At 34.7% G+C, this 20,988-nt stretch carries 21 protein-coding genes; 15 read left to right on the top strand and 6 right to left on the bottom strand.

The features are described 5' to 3' along the window. Positions 1-115: 115 nt before the first annotated feature. The gene (locus ACFS6I_RS09345) at positions 116-907 is read left to right on the top strand and encodes a ZIP family metal transporter (protein WP_380919873.1); all 792 of its coding nucleotides are present in this window, start codon (positions 116-118) and stop codon (positions 905-907) included. A gap of 22 nt (positions 908-929) precedes the next feature. After that, positions 930-1,619, top strand: a complete 690-nt coding sequence (locus ACFS6I_RS09340; RefSeq protein ID WP_380919871.1) for a hypothetical protein — start codon at positions 930-932, stop codon at positions 1,617-1,619. 135 nt (positions 1,620-1,754) lie between these two features. On the opposite strand, the gene ACFS6I_RS09335 is transcribed toward ACFS6I_RS09340, so the two are convergent. Then, positions 1,755-3,332, bottom strand: coding sequence for a Na+/H+ antiporter (locus tag ACFS6I_RS09335; protein ID WP_021188534.1), 1,578 nt, complete (start codon positions 3,330-3,332; stop codon positions 1,755-1,757). A gap of 292 nt (positions 3,333-3,624) precedes the next feature. Here ACFS6I_RS09335 and ACFS6I_RS09330 point away from each other — a divergent pair, with 292 nt between their 5' ends. Next, entirely contained in the window at positions 3,625-4,254 is a 630-nt protein-coding gene (locus ACFS6I_RS09330; protein WP_380919869.1) for an NAD(P)-dependent oxidoreductase, read from the top strand. Positions 4,255-4,339: 85 nt separating this feature from the next. Here the strand turns inward: ACFS6I_RS09330 and ACFS6I_RS09325 are convergent, their stop codons facing one another. The 3 genes from ACFS6I_RS09325 to ACFS6I_RS09315 form a co-directional block, all read right to left on the bottom strand. Further along, complete coding sequence (locus ACFS6I_RS09325) at positions 4,340-5,398, bottom strand: class I fructose-bisphosphate aldolase (RefSeq protein WP_380919867.1); 1,059 nt, start codon at positions 5,396-5,398, stop codon at positions 4,340-4,342. Positions 5,399-5,787: 389 nt separating this feature from the next. Next, the gene (locus tag ACFS6I_RS09320; RefSeq protein ID WP_380919865.1) at positions 5,788-6,561 is read right to left on the bottom strand and encodes a hypothetical protein; all 774 of its coding nucleotides are present in this window, start codon (positions 6,559-6,561) and stop codon (positions 5,788-5,790) included. 95 nt (positions 6,562-6,656) lie between these two features. Continuing rightward, entirely contained in the window at positions 6,657-7,280 is a 624-nt protein-coding gene (locus tag ACFS6I_RS09315) for a hypothetical protein (RefSeq protein ID WP_380919863.1), read from the bottom strand. 509 nt (positions 7,281-7,789) lie between these two features. On the opposite strand from ACFS6I_RS09315, the gene ACFS6I_RS09310 reads away from it, so the two are divergent. After that, positions 7,790-8,683 carry a hypothetical protein gene (locus tag ACFS6I_RS09310; RefSeq protein ID WP_380919861.1) on the top strand — a complete coding sequence of 298 codons (894 nt, stop codon included), beginning with the start codon at positions 7,790-7,792 and terminating at the stop codon, positions 8,681-8,683. A gap of 285 nt (positions 8,684-8,968) precedes the next feature. On the opposite strand, the gene ACFS6I_RS09305 is transcribed toward ACFS6I_RS09310, so the two are convergent. Further along, positions 8,969-9,370, bottom strand: coding sequence for a RidA family protein (locus ACFS6I_RS09305; RefSeq protein ID WP_380919859.1), 402 nt, complete (start codon positions 9,368-9,370; stop codon positions 8,969-8,971). Between the two features lie 186 nt (positions 9,371-9,556). After that, positions 9,557-10,357 (bottom strand): DUF6597 domain-containing transcriptional factor, encoded by an 801-nt coding sequence (locus tag ACFS6I_RS09300; RefSeq protein ID WP_380919857.1) that lies wholly within the window; start codon positions 10,355-10,357, stop codon positions 9,557-9,559. Positions 10,358-10,541: 184 nt separating this feature from the next. Here ACFS6I_RS09300 and ACFS6I_RS09295 point away from each other — a divergent pair, with 184 nt between their 5' ends. The 11 genes from ACFS6I_RS09295 (at position 10,542) to ACFS6I_RS09245 (ending at position 20,932) form a co-directional block, all read left to right on the top strand. Beyond that, a complete protein-coding gene (locus ACFS6I_RS09295; protein WP_183913069.1) occupies positions 10,542-10,979 on the top strand; it encodes a GNAT family N-acetyltransferase in 438 nt (145 codons plus the stop codon). 58 nt (positions 10,980-11,037) lie between these two features. Then, entirely contained in the window at positions 11,038-11,484 is a 447-nt protein-coding gene (locus tag ACFS6I_RS09290) for a GNAT family N-acetyltransferase (protein ID WP_380919854.1), read from the top strand. 321 nt (positions 11,485-11,805) lie between these two features. Continuing rightward, positions 11,806-12,225, top strand: coding sequence for a (R)-mandelonitrile lyase (locus tag ACFS6I_RS09285; RefSeq protein WP_380919852.1), 420 nt, complete (start codon positions 11,806-11,808; stop codon positions 12,223-12,225). Further along, entirely contained in the window at positions 12,222-12,650 is a 429-nt protein-coding gene (locus tag ACFS6I_RS09280) for a putative quinol monooxygenase (protein WP_380919850.1), read from the top strand. Before ACFS6I_RS09285 ends, ACFS6I_RS09280 begins: the two co-directional genes overlap by 4 nt. Positions 12,651-12,892: 242 nt before the next feature. Continuing rightward, positions 12,893-13,288, top strand: coding sequence for a hypothetical protein (locus ACFS6I_RS09275; protein WP_132839827.1), 396 nt, complete (start codon positions 12,893-12,895; stop codon positions 13,286-13,288). A gap of 740 nt (positions 13,289-14,028) precedes the next feature. Further along, positions 14,029-14,730: an MgtC/SapB family protein gene (locus tag ACFS6I_RS09270; RefSeq protein WP_380919848.1), complete on the top strand. Its 702-nt coding sequence runs from the start codon at positions 14,029-14,031 to the stop codon at positions 14,728-14,730. Positions 14,731-14,861: 131 nt separating this feature from the next. After that, a complete protein-coding gene (mgtA, locus tag ACFS6I_RS09265) occupies positions 14,862-17,573 on the top strand; it encodes a magnesium-translocating P-type ATPase (RefSeq protein ID WP_380919846.1) in 2,712 nt (903 codons plus the stop codon). Positions 17,574-18,101: 528 nt separating this feature from the next. Continuing rightward, entirely contained in the window at positions 18,102-18,554 is a 453-nt protein-coding gene (locus ACFS6I_RS09260; RefSeq protein WP_380919844.1) for a hypothetical protein, read from the top strand. 121 nt (positions 18,555-18,675) lie between these two features. Next, positions 18,676-19,203, top strand: coding sequence for a hypothetical protein (locus ACFS6I_RS09255; protein WP_380919842.1), 528 nt, complete (start codon positions 18,676-18,678; stop codon positions 19,201-19,203). 197 nt (positions 19,204-19,400) lie between these two features. Continuing rightward, the gene (locus tag ACFS6I_RS09250) at positions 19,401-20,252 is read left to right on the top strand and encodes a helix-turn-helix domain-containing protein (protein ID WP_380919840.1); all 852 of its coding nucleotides are present in this window, start codon (positions 19,401-19,403) and stop codon (positions 20,250-20,252) included. 83 nt (positions 20,253-20,335) lie between these two features. Then, entirely contained in the window at positions 20,336-20,932 is a 597-nt protein-coding gene (locus ACFS6I_RS09245) for a short chain dehydrogenase (protein ID WP_168126579.1), read from the top strand. Positions 20,933-20,988 lie beyond the last annotated feature (56 nt).

Below are 20,988 nucleotides of genomic sequence, written 5' to 3'. Positions count from 1 at the left end.
ATACTTAACAAATATAAACCTAAATTCATCAAATGCAACTAAATTGCTTTTATGAATTATCTTATCTATATTTGAGCATTGATAATCCAATTGACATTTTTAATTATTATAATAAATGAATGCTATACTTATTGTCTCTATACTTTTTTTATCTCCATTTATAAGTGGAATTTCCGTTTTATCAGTCAAACGGGATCGTTCAACATTTTTAAAATTGATTCTTTCGTTCAGCGGTGCCTATCTTTTTGGACTGACGATACTTCATCTTATTCCGCACGTGTATGCAGATGCGTCGGAGCATATGGATACCATTGGACTGTATATACTTGGCGGGTTCCTGTTCCAGCTTTTGCTAGAACATTTCTCCCAAGGAGTGGAGCATGGACATATACATATGAAGAAGGAAAATATCAATTCTTTTCCACTAGCTATTATGTTGAGTTTATGTGTCCATGCTTTTTTAGAAGGTATGCCTTTGGTTAGTGCACAGCGTCAACATCTTGTTTTTGGTATCGCGATCCATCATATTCCAGCAGCATTTGCATTGGGATCTTTACTTCTGGCCTCTCAAGTTTCAAAACGAACATTAATGATTGCTATTTTCGTATTTGCTATAATGACGCCAGCAGGTTTTGTGACCAGTCAGTTTATCAGTCAGCATGCTGTGGGTGATCTTGCACAATATTTTGATAAAATTATGGCTGTAGTGATCGGTATATTCCTTCATGTTTCCACTACAATCCTTTTTGAGTCCGGATCTGCAGACCACCATGTTTTCAATAAAAAGAAGATGATTGCAGTATTATTGGGAATAGTATTATCACTGAGCAGTTTAATCATTGGCGGTCATGATCATAGCCATTCTGAACATGATCACCATAATCACGAATCACATCACGAACATTAAAAAAAGCTAAAGAATGAATACAATGAATTACAAATTATCGATTCTCTTGATGATCCTCATTTTTTTAACTGGATGCAATAATTGTCAAACTGGCATAAGTACGATTAAAGTCGGGAAAACAGGTAATGAGGTTAATGCGTTTATAGGCCAAGATCTCCAGTTTAAAACAAATATTTACTTTCCTGAAGGAATTAAATTGCTGAAAGTGACATTTGAACCAATAAAAAAGACAGATTGGTCCTATGTGAAGGATTATACTACCGATGTCAAACAACATAATCAATATCATTTAAGCGGGGTTATACCTATTCCAGTGTATTTAGCAGTCGGAATTTATAAATTATGTATCAAAGCAGTTTCGGAAGTAGGAGAAATTGCAGAGGAGGAAACTGAGATCAATCTAAAAGTAGATAGTTCGATGCCATTTGCCTCGAAAATTGATGTAGGTCTTAATGCGAAGAAAGATAATCTGCATCTGGAATCAGAAATTACTGCCTCCAAAAAGATTAAAAGCGTAAAGGTTCAGCTTAAATGGGGTTCAGCTTCCAAAACCTATACTTATAATACAGACGCGATGATCGGAGCTCTACAATATACCTTTCATGAGCATCTGGACCTAAAAGACTTTAAAAATGGGAAATATGATGTTATCTTCATCGTAGAAGATCAGGAGGGGAGACTATTTGAAACAAAAGGAGATTTTATAAAATAACACTTTTCAATATTAAAACTTATTTATAATACGATTCCTAATCTTAGCATATGCAAGATAACACATGCTAAGCTTATGAATCAAAAACGTTATGATTAATCATGTTGTTTCGACACTGGATTTATGGTCAAATAACTAACTTTTCATATTCAATCTTTCTTCTTGAAGATCGAGCAATCGCAGATGTTTTCTGATAATTTCTTCATCTAACAGAAGCTCCTCGCGGTTTTTATTGATAAGCCATGTTCTTTGCGTTTCTATTATGTCAATATAAATACTTCGATATTCAGCAAAATTAATGATGATTTCAGAACTGCTCAATTGATTTTCATATTTTTGCAATTGATCTTTCAATGTTGGAAAACTGTCTATTTTGTGAGCATAATCTTTACGAATTTTATCCACTGCCACTTGAGCGAGGTTGTTCTGAATTTCATAATCGATTTCCTTTTCACTTCGAGTAAAATCTTGGTCTATTTGAGGGAATTTCCTTAATAAGAAAGGAAGCGTAAGTCCCTGAACAAGTAATGTTAAAAGAATGACGACAAATGTGATGAAAAGTATGAGATTTCTTTGAGGGAAAGGAGTTCCGTCCGCTAAAGTCAGGGGAATTGAAAGTGCCGCGGCCAAAGAAACAACACCTCTCATTCCGGTCCAGCCAATGATTAAAGGAGTTTTCCAGCCAGGAGATTTGGCATCAGCAACGGTAATGTAATTTCTCATAATTAAAGTCGTTATCACCGCCGCATAACCGGAGAAAATTCTAACAAGAACCAGCACTACAGTAACAGCTATTCCATAACCGATTGCTGTATAAATATCAGTATCTCCCAAACCAGAAACAATTTCAGGTAAATCTAAACCAATGAGCATGAAAACAATTCCATTTAACAAAAAGCAAAAACTTTCCCAAACTGTTACAGTACGTATTCTCGATGCACTGCTCAAGAAATCATGACTACGATAAGACAGAAATAATCCGCCACTTACCACCGCCAAAACTCCCGACGCATGCAGTTCCTCCGCCGCCAAATACATCGAGAAAGGGGCGATAAAAGTGAGCAAAATATCAGTATTAGAATCTGTCGGAAGTATTTTGTGCATTTTCAGAAAGATGTATGCAAGTACAAGCCCGATGCCTACGCCACCAATGCACATCCATACAAAACTTCCCGCCGCTTCGTACCATACAAATTGCCCAGTTGCCGCAGCAATCATCGCAAACCTGAAAATGATTAAAGAAGAAGCATCATTCAGCAAACTTTCGCCTTCGAGGATTGACGCCAATCTTTTAGGCACCTTTACAAATTTTAAAATTGCTCCAGCACTTACTGCATCTGGCGGCGAAACGATTCCGCCCAATAAAAAACCTAAAGCTAAAGAAAATCCGGGGATGAAATAATTAGCGAAGACGGCTACCGATAATGCCGTAAAAAAAACGACTACGAAAGCGAAACTGAAAATAATTCTGCGCCATCGCCATAGCTCTTTCCATGAGGTTGACCAAGCGGCTTCATACAGCAACGGTGGTAAAAAAATGATAAATATTAACTCTGGTTCTATTTTTATTGTGGGTACTCCCGGAATAAAACTTATGGAAAGACCAGCTAATACAAGCAAAACAGGATACGCGACCTGAATCTTTTTCGCCAACATGATCAGCATGGTGATAAGCAGCACCAAAAAAAGATAAAATTCGAAATTTTCTAGCATGTGTAAATTTTAGTTACATAAATATATATTAAATTTTTAGCAACATTTACAACCTATTTAAAATTTAAATGAGTTGTAAATGTTATCATAGAAATAATGTGTGAAGCGATTTACCAATTTCCATATTTATCCAGCATCTAATAGTTTGCGGTGAAAAAGGTTGTTGCTATAATTTTTATTCCGTACAAATTAAGCAGATCCGTCCTTCATTACCAACTATGGTATTTTTAAACAATTAAAACAAACAGTAAGGTCGAGCTGTATTACTTATTCACGACAAAAAAATATCATTATGAAAGTTGCCATCATCGGAGCATCCGGATTTATCGGATCAGCTATTTTAAATGAAGCGCTGAGTAGAGGTCATGACATAACCGCTATTGTCCGAAATCCAGAAAAAGTAACGGTTTCCAACCCACGTCTTAACGTCAAAAAAGGAGATGTTATAAAAGAAGAGGAGTTGATCAGCCTTTTGAAAGGAAACGAAGCTGTTATCAGTGCTTACAGCGCAAATGATTCATCGAGCTATGTAAAGGCCATCACATCTATTATTAATGCTACGAAAAAAGCAGGTATTACGCGATTATTAGCTGTTAGCGGTGCCGGAAGCCTAGAAGTAAAACCCGGAGTACAATTGTTAGATACTCCAGAATTTCCCGCTGAATGGAAGGACGGTGCTACTGCCACACGTGACGCATTTGATGTTATAAAACAGGTGACCGACCTGGATTGGTCTGTCTTAAGCCCAGCCATGGTGATAGAGCCCGGCGTGCGTACAGGTGTGTTTCGCTTAGGGAAAGATCAAGTTTTATTTAATGATAAAGGAGAAAGTAAGATTTCTACAGCCGATTTCGCAGTAGCTTTGCTCGATGAGCTGGAACGACCTGCACATATCAAACAACGTTTTACGCTTGCTTATTAAGCTTGGAATAATTGTAGGAAGATATATCAAATAGGAAACAATGCTGTTATGATACTTTACAGCATTGTTTCCTATCTGATATATATTATGCGATTGAAATGGTTTCATCCAGGTAAATATCTTGTATCGCTCTAAGAATTTCGATGCCATCTTTGAGCGGACGTTGAAAAGCTTTTCTACCCAATATTAGCCCTGTGCCTCCGGCTCGTTTGTTTATAATCGCTGTTCTAATAGCTTCAGGAAGATCGCGTTCACCTTTCGATTCACCTCCTGAATTAATAAGACCAATTCTGCCCATGTAGCAATTTGCTACTTGATAACGGCAAAGGTCAATAGGATGCATGGATGATAAATCCGTGTACATTTTAGGATTGCTTTTTGCAAAATTAATGGTCGTGAATCCGCCATTATTTTCCGGAAGTTTTTGCTTAATGATGTCGGCCTGTATGGTTACACCTAAATGATTGGCTTGACCTGTAATATCTGCCGCAACTTCATAATTAACATTATCCTTAGTAAAACTATTATTACGGGTATAGCACCATAAAATGCAGGGCATTCCTAACTCATGAGCTCTTTCAAAGGCTTCGGCAACTTCAACAATTTGCCTGTTTGAATTTTCTGAACCAAAGTAAATCGTAGCACCTATTGCAGTTGCCCCTAAGTTCCAAGCATCTTTTATACTCCCAAACATAATTTGATCATACTTTGTAGGATAAGTAAGCAATTCATTATGATTTATTTTAACGATGAATGGAATTTTATGTGCATATCTTCGAGCCATTATAGCAAGATTCCCAAAAGTTGTTGCAACAGCATTACAACCTCCTTCGATAGCAAGCTTGATGATATTTTCTGGATCAAAATACAAAGGGTTCGGAGAAAAAGAAGCACCAGCAGTATGTTCTATCCCTTGATCAATTGGCAATATTGATAAATATCCGGTATTAGCCAGATGTCCATGTTTATAGAGTGCCGCAAGATTTCTAAGTACCTGGGGATTGCGGTTGCTTTGCAGGAAAATCTCATCGATAAATTTTTGGGAGGGAAGGTGAAGTTGTTCCTTCAAAATTTTTGGTGTATTAAAGCCTAGCAGATTTTCGCCTTCGGCACCTAATTCTAATAAAATATTTTTATAATTCATAACGTGATGATATTATTATAAATAAAGTACATTGTGATAATATGCAGTGATTTAAACTGTTATTACAATTAAAGTTAACTAATGATTTCGATAGTCCCTAGTTTTTAATATATTATTTGAAGGTTAATTTACAGTCTTAATTAAAAAGACATCTTGTGCACGATTCCATTCGGAATAAGAATTCTTATAAAAAAATTCAGTGCAGAAGTTTTTGATTCAAAGGGTATAGAGGATGATTGGGGAAATCGAACATCATCATGCTTTCCAATACCTTACATAGGTCATGATGAATACATATAAGATAGTTGCTTGAGACCTCAGGTTAAAGAAAGTAGAGGTATAGCTCATACCTGGCACTTCTAGCTATTTAAAACCGGCTGATTGGTTTTCTATTTCAAATCCGCATTTTTGAAATCAAATGGTATCCGCTCAATCGAATTTTCATTTTCGATCATCAGTTCAATTTTAATTTCGTCTTTTTCGGTTGCTGCCATATCTTTTTTCAATTTAATCAGCTTATATTTCATATTTGTCCGCTTATCTGTCAAAGTGAGGTTATTGTAACCGTGGTCTAAGTCTTCATTAACAGCTATTATTAAATCTTGATTTTTAGTAGATCGATATGCATACATTAAGTCATAAGACTTGAAATCAATGCTTTTATAATCCTCCCCATTATTGGTTTTATATCTAAAATTTGGAAATGTTTTTTGTATGTTGGCAGAATCTACAATTGAAAAATAAACAGTTGGATTTGCTTTTACTACACTTTTATCTATTAAATTGATGTTTTTTTCTAAACCTTTCAGTTTACCCAAATTGAAATACGATTTTTTATTTTCTGATGGTTTGAAGTATATAATCGTGCCTTTAATATCAATTTTATGATATTTTTTATTTTCCTCAAGTTCGTACCTTGCTACAACATTAGCTCGTCTGAAAGAATTTTCAAATATATTATTGTGCAATATTTGTCCCTTATTATAGGTCGCAGTAAGCGTATCTATTTTAATCAGGTGAAATCTGTCGTTGGGCTTATTTTCAAGTTCTAAACTTATCTCAATTTCATTGTACATCTTAATGGTGTGAGATAGTATTACTTTTTCTTGTGAATAAAGACAAATAGGAATCATTAAAACTAAAAGAGTTGTGAGATTTTTCATTTATACTTTGGAAATCGTTAAAATTCTGTCATTGCTTCATTTTGTTATGCTTAGAGATCGATCGTGAGTAAACGATAATTTTATTTAGCCGTTATTTAATCCCTCTTGATACTATAAATCTTACCAAATTCACTGTTTGTATCATGTTGCATTGACTTTATTTGATCTTTAGTAAATTTTATTGTTGCGTCTGCATAATCATTTTTATATTTTTTTAGCAAGTCGGAAAGTCCAGAATACTTTTTCGTTGACATACTATGTGTTTTAAAAATCAAAGTATCGCCTTTTACTTCATAAACCTTATACAGCGTATAGGTATCATTTTTTTCTATTTTGTAGAGATCATCAACTTTTGGATTTGCTAAATATTCAGTTTCATTAACCGAATTTTGATAAACAATAAAGATGATCATGCAGCATAACAATCCTATAAAAAATAATCCAAAATAATGTGTAATCGGTCTTTTTGCTTTGGCAGATGCCATGAAATAGTCTTGCTTCATTTTTGGACTCATTTCATTTGCATATAGAACTTGTTTGCAATGACTGCATTGGCTAATTCCTTTTTTTGAAGTTGGAAAAATTGGAATCCAAAAAATATGAAAATAGCGGGCTAAAAATAAAAAAGTAACAGTCCCTTTGCTATTGCAGTTCTCACAGTCGTAAGACAGCATTTCTTTTGAATTTAAGATCTTTGCTATTGTTCCAAATATGATCATAACTTGATTTTATTAGGTTTAATTTTTCAGGATTCTATTCTTTAATTCTTTTAACAGTTTCGTTCGACTTTTAGTTTTTATTATATAGTCCACTAGTGCATTATTGTTGATATTTTCTGCATTTGGGCATAATTATTCTTTTAATAAGTTTTAAAGCAGTTATCTAAAGTGCATCGTTGCTGTTAGCAGTAATAAAAATACATTTAATAATCAAAACCAAATAGTAGATTTACAATTCGCGAAACATGTTTTACAATTCGTGTAATAAGTCAGTTTATTTCCTTAAACTGATTTAATAACAGTATTTTAGTAAATATAAGCTAGTTCGAAAATTGCGTTTCACGAACCAAAGTCTACTTGTATATACTGATCAGGTAGTATACTTTGGTAAAATATATGCGCTGTAAGAATATAGATGCGAAAGAAAATAATGGTAAGTGCAATTTTATAGTAAATTACATCAATACTTATTGTATATAAACATCGTTATCAATGATTTATTTAGGCTTATGAAAAGTATAAACGTAATACTTGTTGTAGTGGTTTTATTGTTCCATACCTTGTGTTTGGGGCAAACTCAAGAACATGCGAAAATAGACTTCATTGTTACTAATGATTATATGTCCGAAAGAAATCTTTCTTTGATGGGAGGGCCGATCCCAATAAATTATAAGAAAGAGATTAAAGAAAGTTTACGAAATAGTTTTGTTGAGTTTTATGATGACAATAACAATATTACAGCGGAAAAATACTACAATAAAATAGGTGCATTATATCACACGAATCAAAATTTCTATGACAGCAAGAACCGATTAGAAAAAACACTTGAAATTGACGAATTTAAAAACGACACCTGCGTTATTCAGTATCAATATACGGACAGTTTAAATCTAGTGGCTCATAAACAAGTTAGTCGTTCATGTTCAAGTAATTTTCTCGATTTTTATTATAGCTATAATGAAAAAGGTCAGAAAATTAAAGAAGTACTGAATGAGAACAACAATTTACTCCGTAAAAAAGTCATTCTGGAAATTTCCAAAAATGAAAGACAAATAAGCTCGTATGATCAAGCAAACCGTTTATCAAATTATCAGTATAAGTATAATAACAAAGATCTGCTTATATACGAAAAACGTAAAGAATGGGATTATGTCCAAAAAGGAGAATATTTTGAAATTGGTGGCGAATATGAGTATTTGTATCAGTATGATAAAAATGGCAATTGGATAGAACGCATTAAACAAACCTATTGTCCAGCAAAGAAGAAAGTCGCAACAAATAAAAAAGTGGATAACAAAAAAAGTCTAGTTAAAACAGAAGAACCAAAACTGCTCGAAAATATTGATTACAATTGCGAACCTGAAATCAAAGAGAAGCTGATCAGAAAAATATATTATAAGTAGAAATTTCCTTAAAAACAGAATAGTTATTTTCAGCGAGAGTTTCAATATTTACTCTTAAACGATCGAATCCAACGTATGTCAATCGAAATCTTGTTAAATTACACTGGCAAATATCTGGTTTTGAAATTATGGATCGCTCATTTGACTATAAAACAGACTTTCTGTGGTATTCTTATCACAATCAACAGATTTGAAGGACTCTTAAGTAAATTAAAGAACCTCCAGCTTAAAAAATAGCAGAAGTTCTTTAATTTAAGTAGTAAGAATAACCTCAGCTTCGAATTGTTATTGTTGAGCAGCCCAGATTTCAATTTCAATTTTAAGTTCCTCGAGTCCTAGTCCCTTTACATAAGCAATAGTCATCGAGGGATAGATTTTCCCGAATAATTCTTCCCATTTTGCATTTAGAAAATTCCAATCAATCTCTTCCGTAGCCCATATGTTGACTTTTATAACGTCATCAGAAGATAAATTTTGACTATCTAGAAGCTGGCCTATATTTAAAAATGTATAAGTCACCTGTTCATTCATAGATGATGGAATGGATCCATTATTATCAATACCTATCTGACCAGAAAAAGTATATAGATTGGAATTTTTAGGAATGATCGTAACATGTGAATAGTTCCCGACAGGTGCCGGAACATTTTTAGGGTTTAACCTAGCTATTTTTTGCGTGTTGTTCATACTCATTTTTTTTAAATAAAAACTATAAATTTTGTGAAATAGTGATGCAAATCTATGTTATGAAAGATCTAGCTATTTCGAGTACAAAAGTATGGGTGATATTTATTGTAGAATTGGATAAAACCGACAGTTCTACATAAAAATACTTCAGAGTGGTAAAGAAAGAATTTTAGAGGATGGATTTGATCATTTAGAAGCATCCCATAAAGGAAAATTCAGCAACTTTTCGTTTGCATTAAGCATGAATCTTTCAGGGTTGGTCCCTGTAAATCCTTTGAACTCTCTAATATAATGAGATTGATCAAAATACTCGATTTGATATGCGATTTCTGTAAGATTATTAAAATCAGCTTGTCGTAAGATGTTTAAACCAGATTGAAAACGCATAATTCTTGAAAACATCTTTGGAGGCATACCCACATATTGTTTTATTAACCGCTCGAGCGAGCGTTCCGACAAATTCATTTCTTTTTGGGTTTCTTTAAGCGTTTTTCCGTTTTGAAGAAATAAGGATGCGATTGTAGCTTTCTCAGTATTGCGCTCTACTTTGCTTATGTGTTTTAATAAAAAGTTGGAAATAATTTTAATCTTTTGCTTTAAAGAGACTGCATTAATAAGTTTTTCAAGAATTGGTTCTGTTATAATATCTTCTAGCGGAACTTTTTGATCATTAAATTCGAAAGCATCTATATTAAAAATAGTCTTTAAAGCTGTTGGCTGTAAATAAACTCCAATAATCCTAAAATTACCCATAACCCGATGCTCTGTAAACTTAGTTGACTGCCCTTGAATATACAACTGCGGTGCTGCCTGAGCATGCATATCAAAAAAGAGGTTTGGCTTTTCTTGAAAGATCAATGAAGGTATTCCATCTGGGATGATCTTAAATGACTTAACGCTAAAATTATCTGTGTCGTCTTCCAATACCCAAAAATATCGGATGTAGTCTTGTAAAGACGTTTCAGGAAGGAACTCTTGATAATGCATTTGTTTTTCTTTTAAAATTTAAAAATACAAAAAATGATGAAGAATACGGAGATCATTTTTTTATGATCCAGCATCTTTTCAAAGCTTCTATAGAGTCTTATGTTCCAGTTTATTTAGGAGTTTTCGTTTATAATTATCATTTTTAAACAAATAAATTGAATTATACTTTTTGCAATAAAAATTTATGGAATTATCTACACCTATTAGAAGAATTGAAAGCACGGATTTTGACTTTGTTTATGATTGCTTGTGTGCACTTGAAAATGAAATCTTAGATAAAGAAATTATTGAAGAGATATTTAATAACAATATTAAAAACCCAAATTATTATTATTTGATTGCTGAAAATTTAGATGGGAAAATGGGATTTATAACTTTCCATACGCAGTATCTGTTACATCATAGTGGACTGGTCGGCGAAATTCAAGAATTCTACGTAACACAGAATTTCAGAAACAAAGGAATAGGGCGAAAATTGATTAATGAAATTATGGAGATTGCTGATCAAAATAACCTGAAAAGTATTGAAGTAACCACAAACAAAAAGCGAATTGAGAATATTGCCATATATGAAAATCTTGGATTTAACCTGTCTCATAATAAATTTACGATATACAAATAAGCTAACTTGAACACAATTCCTAAAGAAATGCAATAATAACCACTCATTAAAAATTAGAATGAAATTTAGAGTAGCAAGAGTAGAAGACATCCCACAGATACAAGTTGTGAGAAATGCTGTCAAGGAAAATATGCTTTCAGATCCTAATTTGGTAAGTGATGAGGACTGTGAAGATTTTTTAATAAGAAGAGGGAGAGGTTGGATTTGTGAAATTGACCAGAGTATTGTTGGTTTTTCAATTGTTGATCTAGTTGACTATAATATTTGGGCATTGTTTGTGCATCCAGACTATGAAAAACAGGGCATTGGAAAGAAACTGCACAATATTATGCTGAATTGGTATTTTGATAAAACAAAGCAAACTGTATGGCTGGGAACTGCACACGGTACAAGAGCTTCAATATTTTACAAAACTGCGGGTTGGAAGGAGGTGGGTATGCATGGAAAAGGTGAGATCAAATTCGAAATGACATTTGAAGCTTGGAAAACCTTAAATTCTGATTAACAATGTGACACATGATTAATATATTGATTTTAAATTTATTGATTTCGTTTAATTAAATTGATAGTTTATCTATTTTAGGCGTCAAAGAGCTAGTTTAAATTTATATAACACCGATCAGTGTAATGATAAATCAGTAAAATTGGTAAGAGATTCCGTGATTTATATACCATATATTTTCTATTAAATGAGGATTTTTGTACTGGATGTAAATAAATAGATTGTCAAAGACCTGAGTTAAAAACAATAACTATTCAAGAAGGTTATACCTGTAGTCATGACGACCGAATGCAATTTTCATGTAACACCAATAAATAGAAGGATATGGAACATATAATAAATGAAATATTTGAAAAAGGAAATCAAATAACCAATGGATATTTTACAGGAAATGCATTTCTAAATCTGTTGCAAGAAAAATATGAAAATAATGATTTTGCCCTCGGCAATGTTACTTTTGAATCTGGAGCAAGGACAAACTGGCATACACATCCCAGAGGTCAGGTATTGATTATCACCGATGGTACAGGCATTTATCAAGAAAAAGGTCAAGTCGCCCAGTTGATTAAAAAAGGGGATATCATCAATATTCCTGAAGCTGTGGAGCATTGGCATGGCGCATCTGCAGTAAGTGGCATGATCCACATTGCGATCACCAATTATAAAGAAGAAGAAAATGTGACCTGGTTACAGGCCGTTTCAGAGGAAGAATATGCTATTGCCAACAAACAAATAAAAAGATGAAAAATATATTCCAATTACCATTTTTGACAATCCTTGTGATGCTAATAAGTAGTCAAATCATATTTGCACAAAGCTCAGTTCAGGATACTACGATTAATAGCAATAAACAATTGGTGCGAATTTCGGAAATTGAAGTGTATCCGAAAGATTTTGATGCATACTGTGCTATTTTAAAAGAAGAAGCAGCTGCCTCTGTAAAATTAGAACCAGGTGTAATAGCCATTTTTCCGATGTACATTAAAGCTGATCGATCACAGATCCGTATTTTGGAAATTTACGCCAACGATGAGGCTTACCAGCAACATCTGAAAACTCCACATTTTCAAAAGTATAAAACGACTACGCTTACCATGGTAAAATCATTGAAACTACTTGACATGGCTGTATTAGACAAGGAAACAATGTCTGATATATTCAAAAAATAGAGAGTAGCAAACTGTGGAATGATCATCAACTTTGTGTTTTTATGATCAAACTTTAAGATAGCTGAAGATTTGAATTGACAGCTTAATATTTAATGAACTTAGTGCTGCGTGATTAGTGTAAAGCACTATAATCGGAACATGACAGCGGTGAGCATAATACTTTTAGATCGATGTCGGCGCTGCCGTCAGTTCTGTCATCCTATTTTGAAAAGGTTTAAACGGAAATTCTTATATTTAACGTTATGCTAGCCATTAAAAAGATCTTTCTTTTTCTAATCATTTGGTTTTTATACCCATCAAACGGCTATAGCCAAAAATCTGTCACGATAACACAGCTCCAAAAACAATATGGTGGAACATGGATTGACAGAAAAACGACCAGATGCCTGCAGATAACTTTTGATAATGACCGATTTGCGACGATCATCGATTGGACCCGTAAATACCAAAGCCGAGAGCATGGCGATGTCTATAAGGCATATATCAAGAAAGACACATTGGTCATGCCCGAGGATAAGGATCACCATGCACCTTACAGTGAAATTACGATAGAAAACAATAAACTGATATACCGGACCAAGTCTATCGGTATACAGAAAATATCAATCTGGGATAAACAGGTATTTTCCCGGAAGTGATACCTTTGTGCATTTAGCCCATTTGCAAAAAATTACAATATGGATGAGTAATTTCTATTTTTGGGAACTTAAAAAAGCTTGTCAAATTTAAATCTAAGCTATTCACCATCTTGTTTTCACTTCATGAGTAATAGGTATTATTGCAATAGATATTCCTAATGCGATGACTCCCTATCATAGGCATGACTATAAAAGATTTTAATCCTAGACGGAATTTTTATCTCCTGCTCAAAAATCGTTGTTCTAAATCGTGACTCGATAATCTATGTGGTGCATAGTGGTCCTACGCTGATCAATGAAATTTCACATTTATCTTCTCTCCAAATTCTAATAAATTTCTAATAAATTTCTGTTGATCCTCTAATGGCGTGTTAGCGGTATGCATTTTATATTTGCAACACATTTAAACAAAAACAATATGGACTCAGGCCCCCATTCAAAGACACAAGAGATAATTATTTAATTGCCCGCGAATCATCATAACGTTGTTTTATGCCGATTGCAGGCCTAAAACAACGTTATGTTTCATTTTTCAAAACTGTTTAAAAAATATACACACGATCTTGTCGTGTATGACTGCTCAATCGCTTCAGTTATAAGACCAATGATGGTGGTCGCTATAGTGGATCGCATCTGTGACAAGCAAAATTACCCATTCAGGCACCTCTTTTTAAGATTATCATCCTCACTGTTATATACGGTCAGGTATAGCCTCACACACACTAAAAATAGGAGGGCCAATGACACTATTTGAGTTTATTTTAAGATTATCTATCGCATTTGCACTTGGTGCAGCGATCGGCACTGAACGTCAATGGAGACAGCGAATGGCCGGACTAAGAACCAATATGTTGGTATGTCTTGGCGCCTGCATGTTCGTTTCACTTGGGGTGAAAGTTGGCGGAGATGCTTCCGGTAGAGTAATATCTTACGTCGTAAGTGGCATCGGATTTCTTGGTGCAGGAGTAATAATGAAAGACGGTGTGAACGTAAGGGGACTAAATACAGCAGCTACCCTGTGGTGCTCAGCTTCCATAGGAGCATCCTGCGGATTGGGATTTCTTTCTGAAGCCACCATCTTTACCGTCTTTCTGATCATTACGCACGTGGTGATGCGTCCTTTAGGTACAATGTTAAGCCGTATACCTGTAAATAGTGCTGATAATCCAGTCGCGTATCTCTTAATTATAAAATGCAGACAAGATGTGGAGAATCATTTGAGAGTATTATTACTTCAGTTCACTGGAAGTGACGAAAAACTGTTATTAAGATCGCTAAAAAGTACTGATGATGGAGACGCAAGCAGAGCAATAATAATGGCTGAAATACTGGCAAATAGCAATGAAGATGTGATTATGGAGCGGATTGCGGGACGATTAACGATTGAACATGAAGTTTCTGAAGTTAGCTGGAATAAAGCTGGTATGGAGAATGATCTTTAGCCCCATCGTAGATAGATTAATAACCCAAGGAACAATATCCAAAAACTAATAATAATTTAAAATATCTGATAATGATTGGTGTGATATCGCTTCATTTCCAATTGTATAACTAACAAGATCTATTTAATATCATGATTAACGTAAAAGAGCGCTTAAAAGATAAAACGATTACTGACAGAAGAAAAATTATGTCAAAAGGTAGTGATGAGGCTGCTGCGACCAAGCTGCAAAATGTTTCAAGATCGGATCAGGATTTTTATTTCGCCATGCTGGAAAGCCATATCGGCGGTTTATCTTCTATACAAGCCAAAGAGAGGTTAAGTAGATTTGGCTTTAACGAGTTGCACCATGAACAAGCGCCTACATGGATAAAGCAACTATTTCAGGCATTTATCAACCCCTTTATTGGCATACTTCTTATTATTGCCACGATCTCCTTTATATTGGATGTATGGTTGGCCAGTCCGGGGGAGACCGATTATAAAACGGTTGTAATGGTCGGTATTATGGTGATGGTAAGCTCTCTACTCAGGTTCTTTCAAGAATATAGGAGTAATCGGGCCGCTGAGCAACTTAAAAGCATGGTAAAAACTACCGCGACAGTTTTAAGGAATATGACTGAAAAGGAAGAGCTTGATATTAAGAAATTAGTGCCTGGCGATGTCATTTTGCTATCTGCGGGAGATATGATTCCAGCAGACTGCCGTATCGTAAAATCTAAAGATCTCTTTGTAAGTCAATCTATGCTGACAGGAGAGTCTTTGCCCGTAGAAAAGAGAAGTTTGGCTGTTCGGGATGCTGAGGAGAAACCACTGGTAGAGCTGGATAACATCTGCTTTATGGGAACCAATGTGGTAAGTGGTTATGCGACAGCAGTTGTCGTCAATACAGGAAATCAAACTTATTTTGGCTCACTCAGTAAAGTTATTGTGGGTAAACGTACCGAAACAAATTTTGATATCGGGGTTAATAAAGTGAGCTACCTTTTGATCAGTTTTATGGTCGTCATGGTGCCCTTGATCTTCATGATCAATGGATTCGTTAAAGGAAACTGGTGGGATGCGCTGCTTTTTGCAATTGCCGTTGCCGTAGGTCTGACCCCAGAAATGCTACCCATGATCGTAACTGCAAATCTTGCAAAAGGGGCAGTGAATATGAGTAAGCACAAAGTGATTATCAAAAGGCTCAATGCCATCCAGAATATTGGAGCGATGGATGTGCTGTGTACAGATAAAACGGGTACGCTGACTATGGATAAAATCGTTTTGGAAAGACACTTGAATATTTTCGGACAGGAAGATGAAGAGGTACTCAAATGGGCTTATCTGAATAGTTTTCATCAAACAGGCCTTAAAAACCTGCTCGATGTTGCTGTTCTCGAACATGTCGAATTACATGACTACCTGAAAGTGGAAGAGCATTTTTTAAAAGTCGATGAAATTCCTTTTGATTTCCAAAGACGCAGAATGTCTGTTGTGTTAAAACAACGAAATGGTAAACATCTGCTCATTTGTAAAGGAGCGGTAGAAGAAATGCTTAATTTGTGCAGTCACGCCTTTGATCCGGGAGATGATAAACAGCTACATATTCAATCAGATCAGGTAATGCCTATGGATGAAGCGATGCGAAAAATGATTTTAAGAACGTCAAGTAAACTAAATGAAGCAGGGCTGCGGGTTTTACTGGTTGCTATACGTGAATTTGATGACAGAGCACTGAATTATTCTTTAGAAGATGAACAAAAGATGACGCTCACTGGATTTATCGGTTTTCTTGATCCTGCTAAACCCTCCGCTAAAACAGCAATTGAAGCTTTACAGAAGTTAGGTGTGAATATTAAAGTATTGACAGGTGATAACGAGATTGTCACCAAGAAGATATGCCAAGATGTAGGTATTCCTTTTGATCAGGTACTTTTGGGGGCTGATGTTGAAAAAATGACTGATATGGAATTAAAGGAACAGGTTGAAGAGGTTTCTATTTTGGCAAAATTAAGCCCGGTTCAAAAATCTCGGGTTGTTAAAATACTTAAAGAAAAAGGTCATACAGTTGGTTTTATGGGTGATGGCATTAATGACGCAGCCGCACTTAGAGATGCCGATGTAGGAATCAGTGTCGATACAGCGGTGGATATTGCTAAAGAAAGTGCTGATATAATTTTGCTCGAAAAAGACCTGATGGTTTTGAGAAAAGGAGTAATTTATGGGAGAAGAACTTTTGGAAACATCATCAAATATATCAAAATGACTGCGAGTAGCAATTTCGGAAATATGTTCAGCATGTTGGGCGCCAGTGCTTTTCTGCCATTTCTACCGATGCTACCGGTGCAAATATTAGTGCAAAATTTACTATATGATGTATCACAGGTATCTATTCCATGGGATAGAATGGACGAAGATTTCATTGAGAAACCTAAAAAATGGGATGCTTCAGGCATTAAAAGATTTATGCTTTATATTGGGCCAATTAGCTCCATCTTCGATTATGCGCTATTTGCAGTTATGTTCTTTGTTTTTAAAGCGAATAGTCCAGAACACCAAAGTCTATTTCAGAGCGGCTGGTTTATTGAAGGACTACTTTCGCAGACATTGATTGTTCACATGATTCGCACGCGAAAAATTCCATTTATCCAAAGTTGGGCTACTGCGCCTGTAGTGGCGTTAACTTCTCTGATTATGGTTATCGGGGTATTGATTCCGTTTTCACCTTTTGCAGGTGCATTATATATGCAACAATTGCCACTGAGTTATTTTCCTTGGCTTATAGCCATACTAGCTTCTTACTGCACACTGACACAGTTTGTTAAAACATGGTATATCAAAAAATTCAATCAATGGCTATGATAATGCAATAGCCAAATGACTTAATCCGTTTAAGAATTTATTTATCAATGTTGTATTGCTTCCTATCTATAGGGCGTAATCGGAGTCAGGGATCATTCAAAATCTAGTCGCTAAGACGTCATGTATACATACGTCTTAGCGTTTTAAAGAAGCGATATTATCCCTGTTGTGGTAATTTTTCAAGTAAATATATTCGTTGATTTATGATCACGATAGGGATGGATCAATCTCTTGAATGTAACTGATAGGACTTCTTAACCTCCTGTGATTGATAGAATTGACAATACCTTCAATTTCTTGATTATTTGGCATAGCTTTGGCGATGATTTGATCAGTAAAAGGCAAATAAACTATTTATTATAAGATCGTCTTTTGTAAATACACAAATATTCGACTAAGTTTAATTAAGAAGTTTGTTTTTACATCATGACTTAAATAATAGAAAGTAGTATTTTACATTTAATGCGTTAAGCATGCACAATCAGAATCTTCAGTTGATATATCTTAATAATTATTTAAAAGGATAGCATGAAACAAGTAATGCTTTTGATTACAGTATATTTGCTTTTCTCTTGTAGTCATAGTGCTACAATAGAGGCTACTCATAATGCAAAGGACCACAATTGCGACTGTGAAAAGACGGTCGGAATAGACCGTCTTTTATTTGCCACGAACATTCGGTTGAGAAATGAGAAAAATAGGAAGGTATTACTGTTTAATTGCGCTACTATCCATACAGCAATTGCATCTATTAGTGATGCCGATGGTAAGAATGAACGTGAAAAATTTATTTATGAGTTGGATTGTATCTCCACAATAGAACAAAGCCAGGAACTGTCTGATGATTTTAAATATTATACGGAATCGATGCAATCTTCCGAAGATTTTTTTCAAAGCCTGAATGAGGAGAAGAAGTTCTTTTATGAGCTTACTTTTGAGAAGCAAAAGATCAAATCAATCTTAAAAGTGGAATTAGATTGAAAAAATTGTACACCTGGATAGATAGAGTAAAACGGGATTAGGCCAAATGAATATAAAGTTCACGACGTGAACACTACAATAAACTAAGGAATACTTACTTATTAATTTTAAATTATTCGTCATGGGAACACTATTGTTAAACGGAACGTTTCTCTTCTTATTATCTTGGGCAGGTCAAAATAACGTTGCTAAGTATACCTCTGCAGATTCAGTCGTTACTGTTCAAGTCGAACCAAAACAAGAAAATAAACCGGTCATTATTTTAGAGGCATTTCAGATTCTGGATAGCGATGGCGGTTCTGCTGAAGCTATATTAAGTATGGATAAGGAAGGAAAGTGCTATGTGGGTAAAGAATTTATCGGTACTATTACGGCAGCAGGAGAATTGAAGTCTGACACAGGAAAACTATTGGTCCATTTAAAAGGTAATGAGTTACTGTCCAATGACGGAAAAGTTGTACTCGTCATCAAAGAAGATGGAACAATCTCTAATGGCTCTGGTAAAGATATCACTTGGGGATCGGATGGTATATTAAAAAATATGGAATTGAGTCTAAAAATTGCTCCTGTAAACAGTAAAGCAAAAAGAGCGGCTTCCCTTCTCTTATATTCCTTTTTTGGTTCTACAGAGACGGAGGTTCAGAAATAGAGATTCAATTTGCGATAGCATGACAGATCAAGAAGTAATATCAGTTATCTAAACTGACATTAAGAAAGAAAAGATTTCAAAAAACGGGGTGAATCAATTCCAGAAAGTAATACCGAAGAACAAAAATAGTCTTTCACAAACTTTAGTTGGCCGTAATTGGCATTATCATCAGAGCAAAATTATTGAATATATAATAAATGAAAGAAATAAGCATAAGACAAATTAAAGAACCCGATTTTTCAGAGGGATTTGCTATTCGGGAGATTGAAAGTATGCTTTCTGAAAAAGACTTGGTACAAGATCTTCACAGGCATGATTTCTTTTTTGTTTTATTTTTAGAAAAGGGAAAGGGTGAACATCGTATTGATTTTACAAACTATCCTGTTGACAATTATGCTGTTTTTTTCATGCGACCTGGGCAGGTGCATGAACTTATTTTAAAAAAAGGTAGTAAAGGCTATTTGATGCAATTTAACCGTGATTTTTATACACCAAAAGAAGAACCCGTTAATTTTGTTTTACGAAAAGTAAGTCATAAAAATTACTGCCCACTTTCTGTCGACAGATTTGGTCGAATTTTAGCACAACTAGCTTTTATTTCTGAAGAGTATATAGGTAAACGGGAGCATTACAAGGATGTTATAAAAGCAAGTCTTGAAATACTTTTTATTGAACTTGTCAGACAGAGTAGTAGTCCTAAAGAAATTACAAAGAATGGTAATGAATATTCTCAAAACCAGTTAGAAGAGTTTTTGGAATTATTACAGAAGAACATTGTAAACTATAAGCAAGTAACGAAATATGCAGAATTGATGCATCTTACCACATTCCAACTCAATAAAATAACCAAGGAAACTATTGGTAAATCGTGCTCAAAACTCATTAATGAACAAATAGTGCTTGAAGCAAAAAGAAATTTATTAGCGACCACTAATCAAATAAATCAAATTGCATTCGATTTAGGTTTTGAAGATCCTTCTTACTTTATCCGTTTTTTTAAAAAGAATACCAACTATTCGCCAGAAGCATTTCGAAAAAACTTTAAATAAGTACCACTGGATTACACGTTTGTCCTACAAAACAAGCTTTATCATCAAGTAATTTTGAAAAGAATTTAAAAACAAGATGAAATATGAGAATTGTAATTGTAGGTGCTTCAGGTACTATGGGTACTTATTTAGCTGATGTGCTAGAAGGTGAAGGCCATGAATTAATAAGAACCAGTCGATCAGCTAAAGAGATCCAAGTCGATACGACATCCACCCAGTCTATCGAAGCAATGTTTGAAAAGATAGGCCCCTTTGATGCGTTGGTTACTACCGCTGGAGAGACATTTGTCGGTCCATGGAAAAATTTGAACGACCAAAATTTCAAAAAAGGAATTGAAGGTAAAATGATGGGACAAATCAATTTGGTACTAATCGGCCAGCATTACATTAATCCTAAAGGTTCGTTTACCTTGATCACAGGTGCGCTAACACACGAACCTCAAATTAATTTTGCAAATGCGTCAGCAGTAAACGGAGCTGTAGAAAGTTTTGTGAAAGCCGCGGCTATTGAGTTGCAAAATGGCATTCGTATCAATGCAGTCAGTCCTTCAGTCATTGAAAATTCACCCCATTATTTTCCTTATTTCCCAGGAGAAATTCCAACAACGATGAAACAGTTAGAATATCTTTTCAGAAAAAGTTTATTTGGCGCTGGAACAGGAAACATTATCAAACCTTAAAATAATTGAAATGAATAACAAAAGTAAGATGATCCAATCGATTAAAATATGGTTAG

The organism is Sphingobacterium anhuiense (genome assembly GCF_042686355.1).
In the GTDB taxonomy this organism is placed as follows: domain Bacteria; phylum Bacteroidota; class Bacteroidia; order Sphingobacteriales; family Sphingobacteriaceae; genus Sphingobacterium; species Sphingobacterium anhuiense.
Note: the sequence above shows the minus strand (reverse complement) of the source record. Positions and strands in the feature narration are given on the sequence as shown.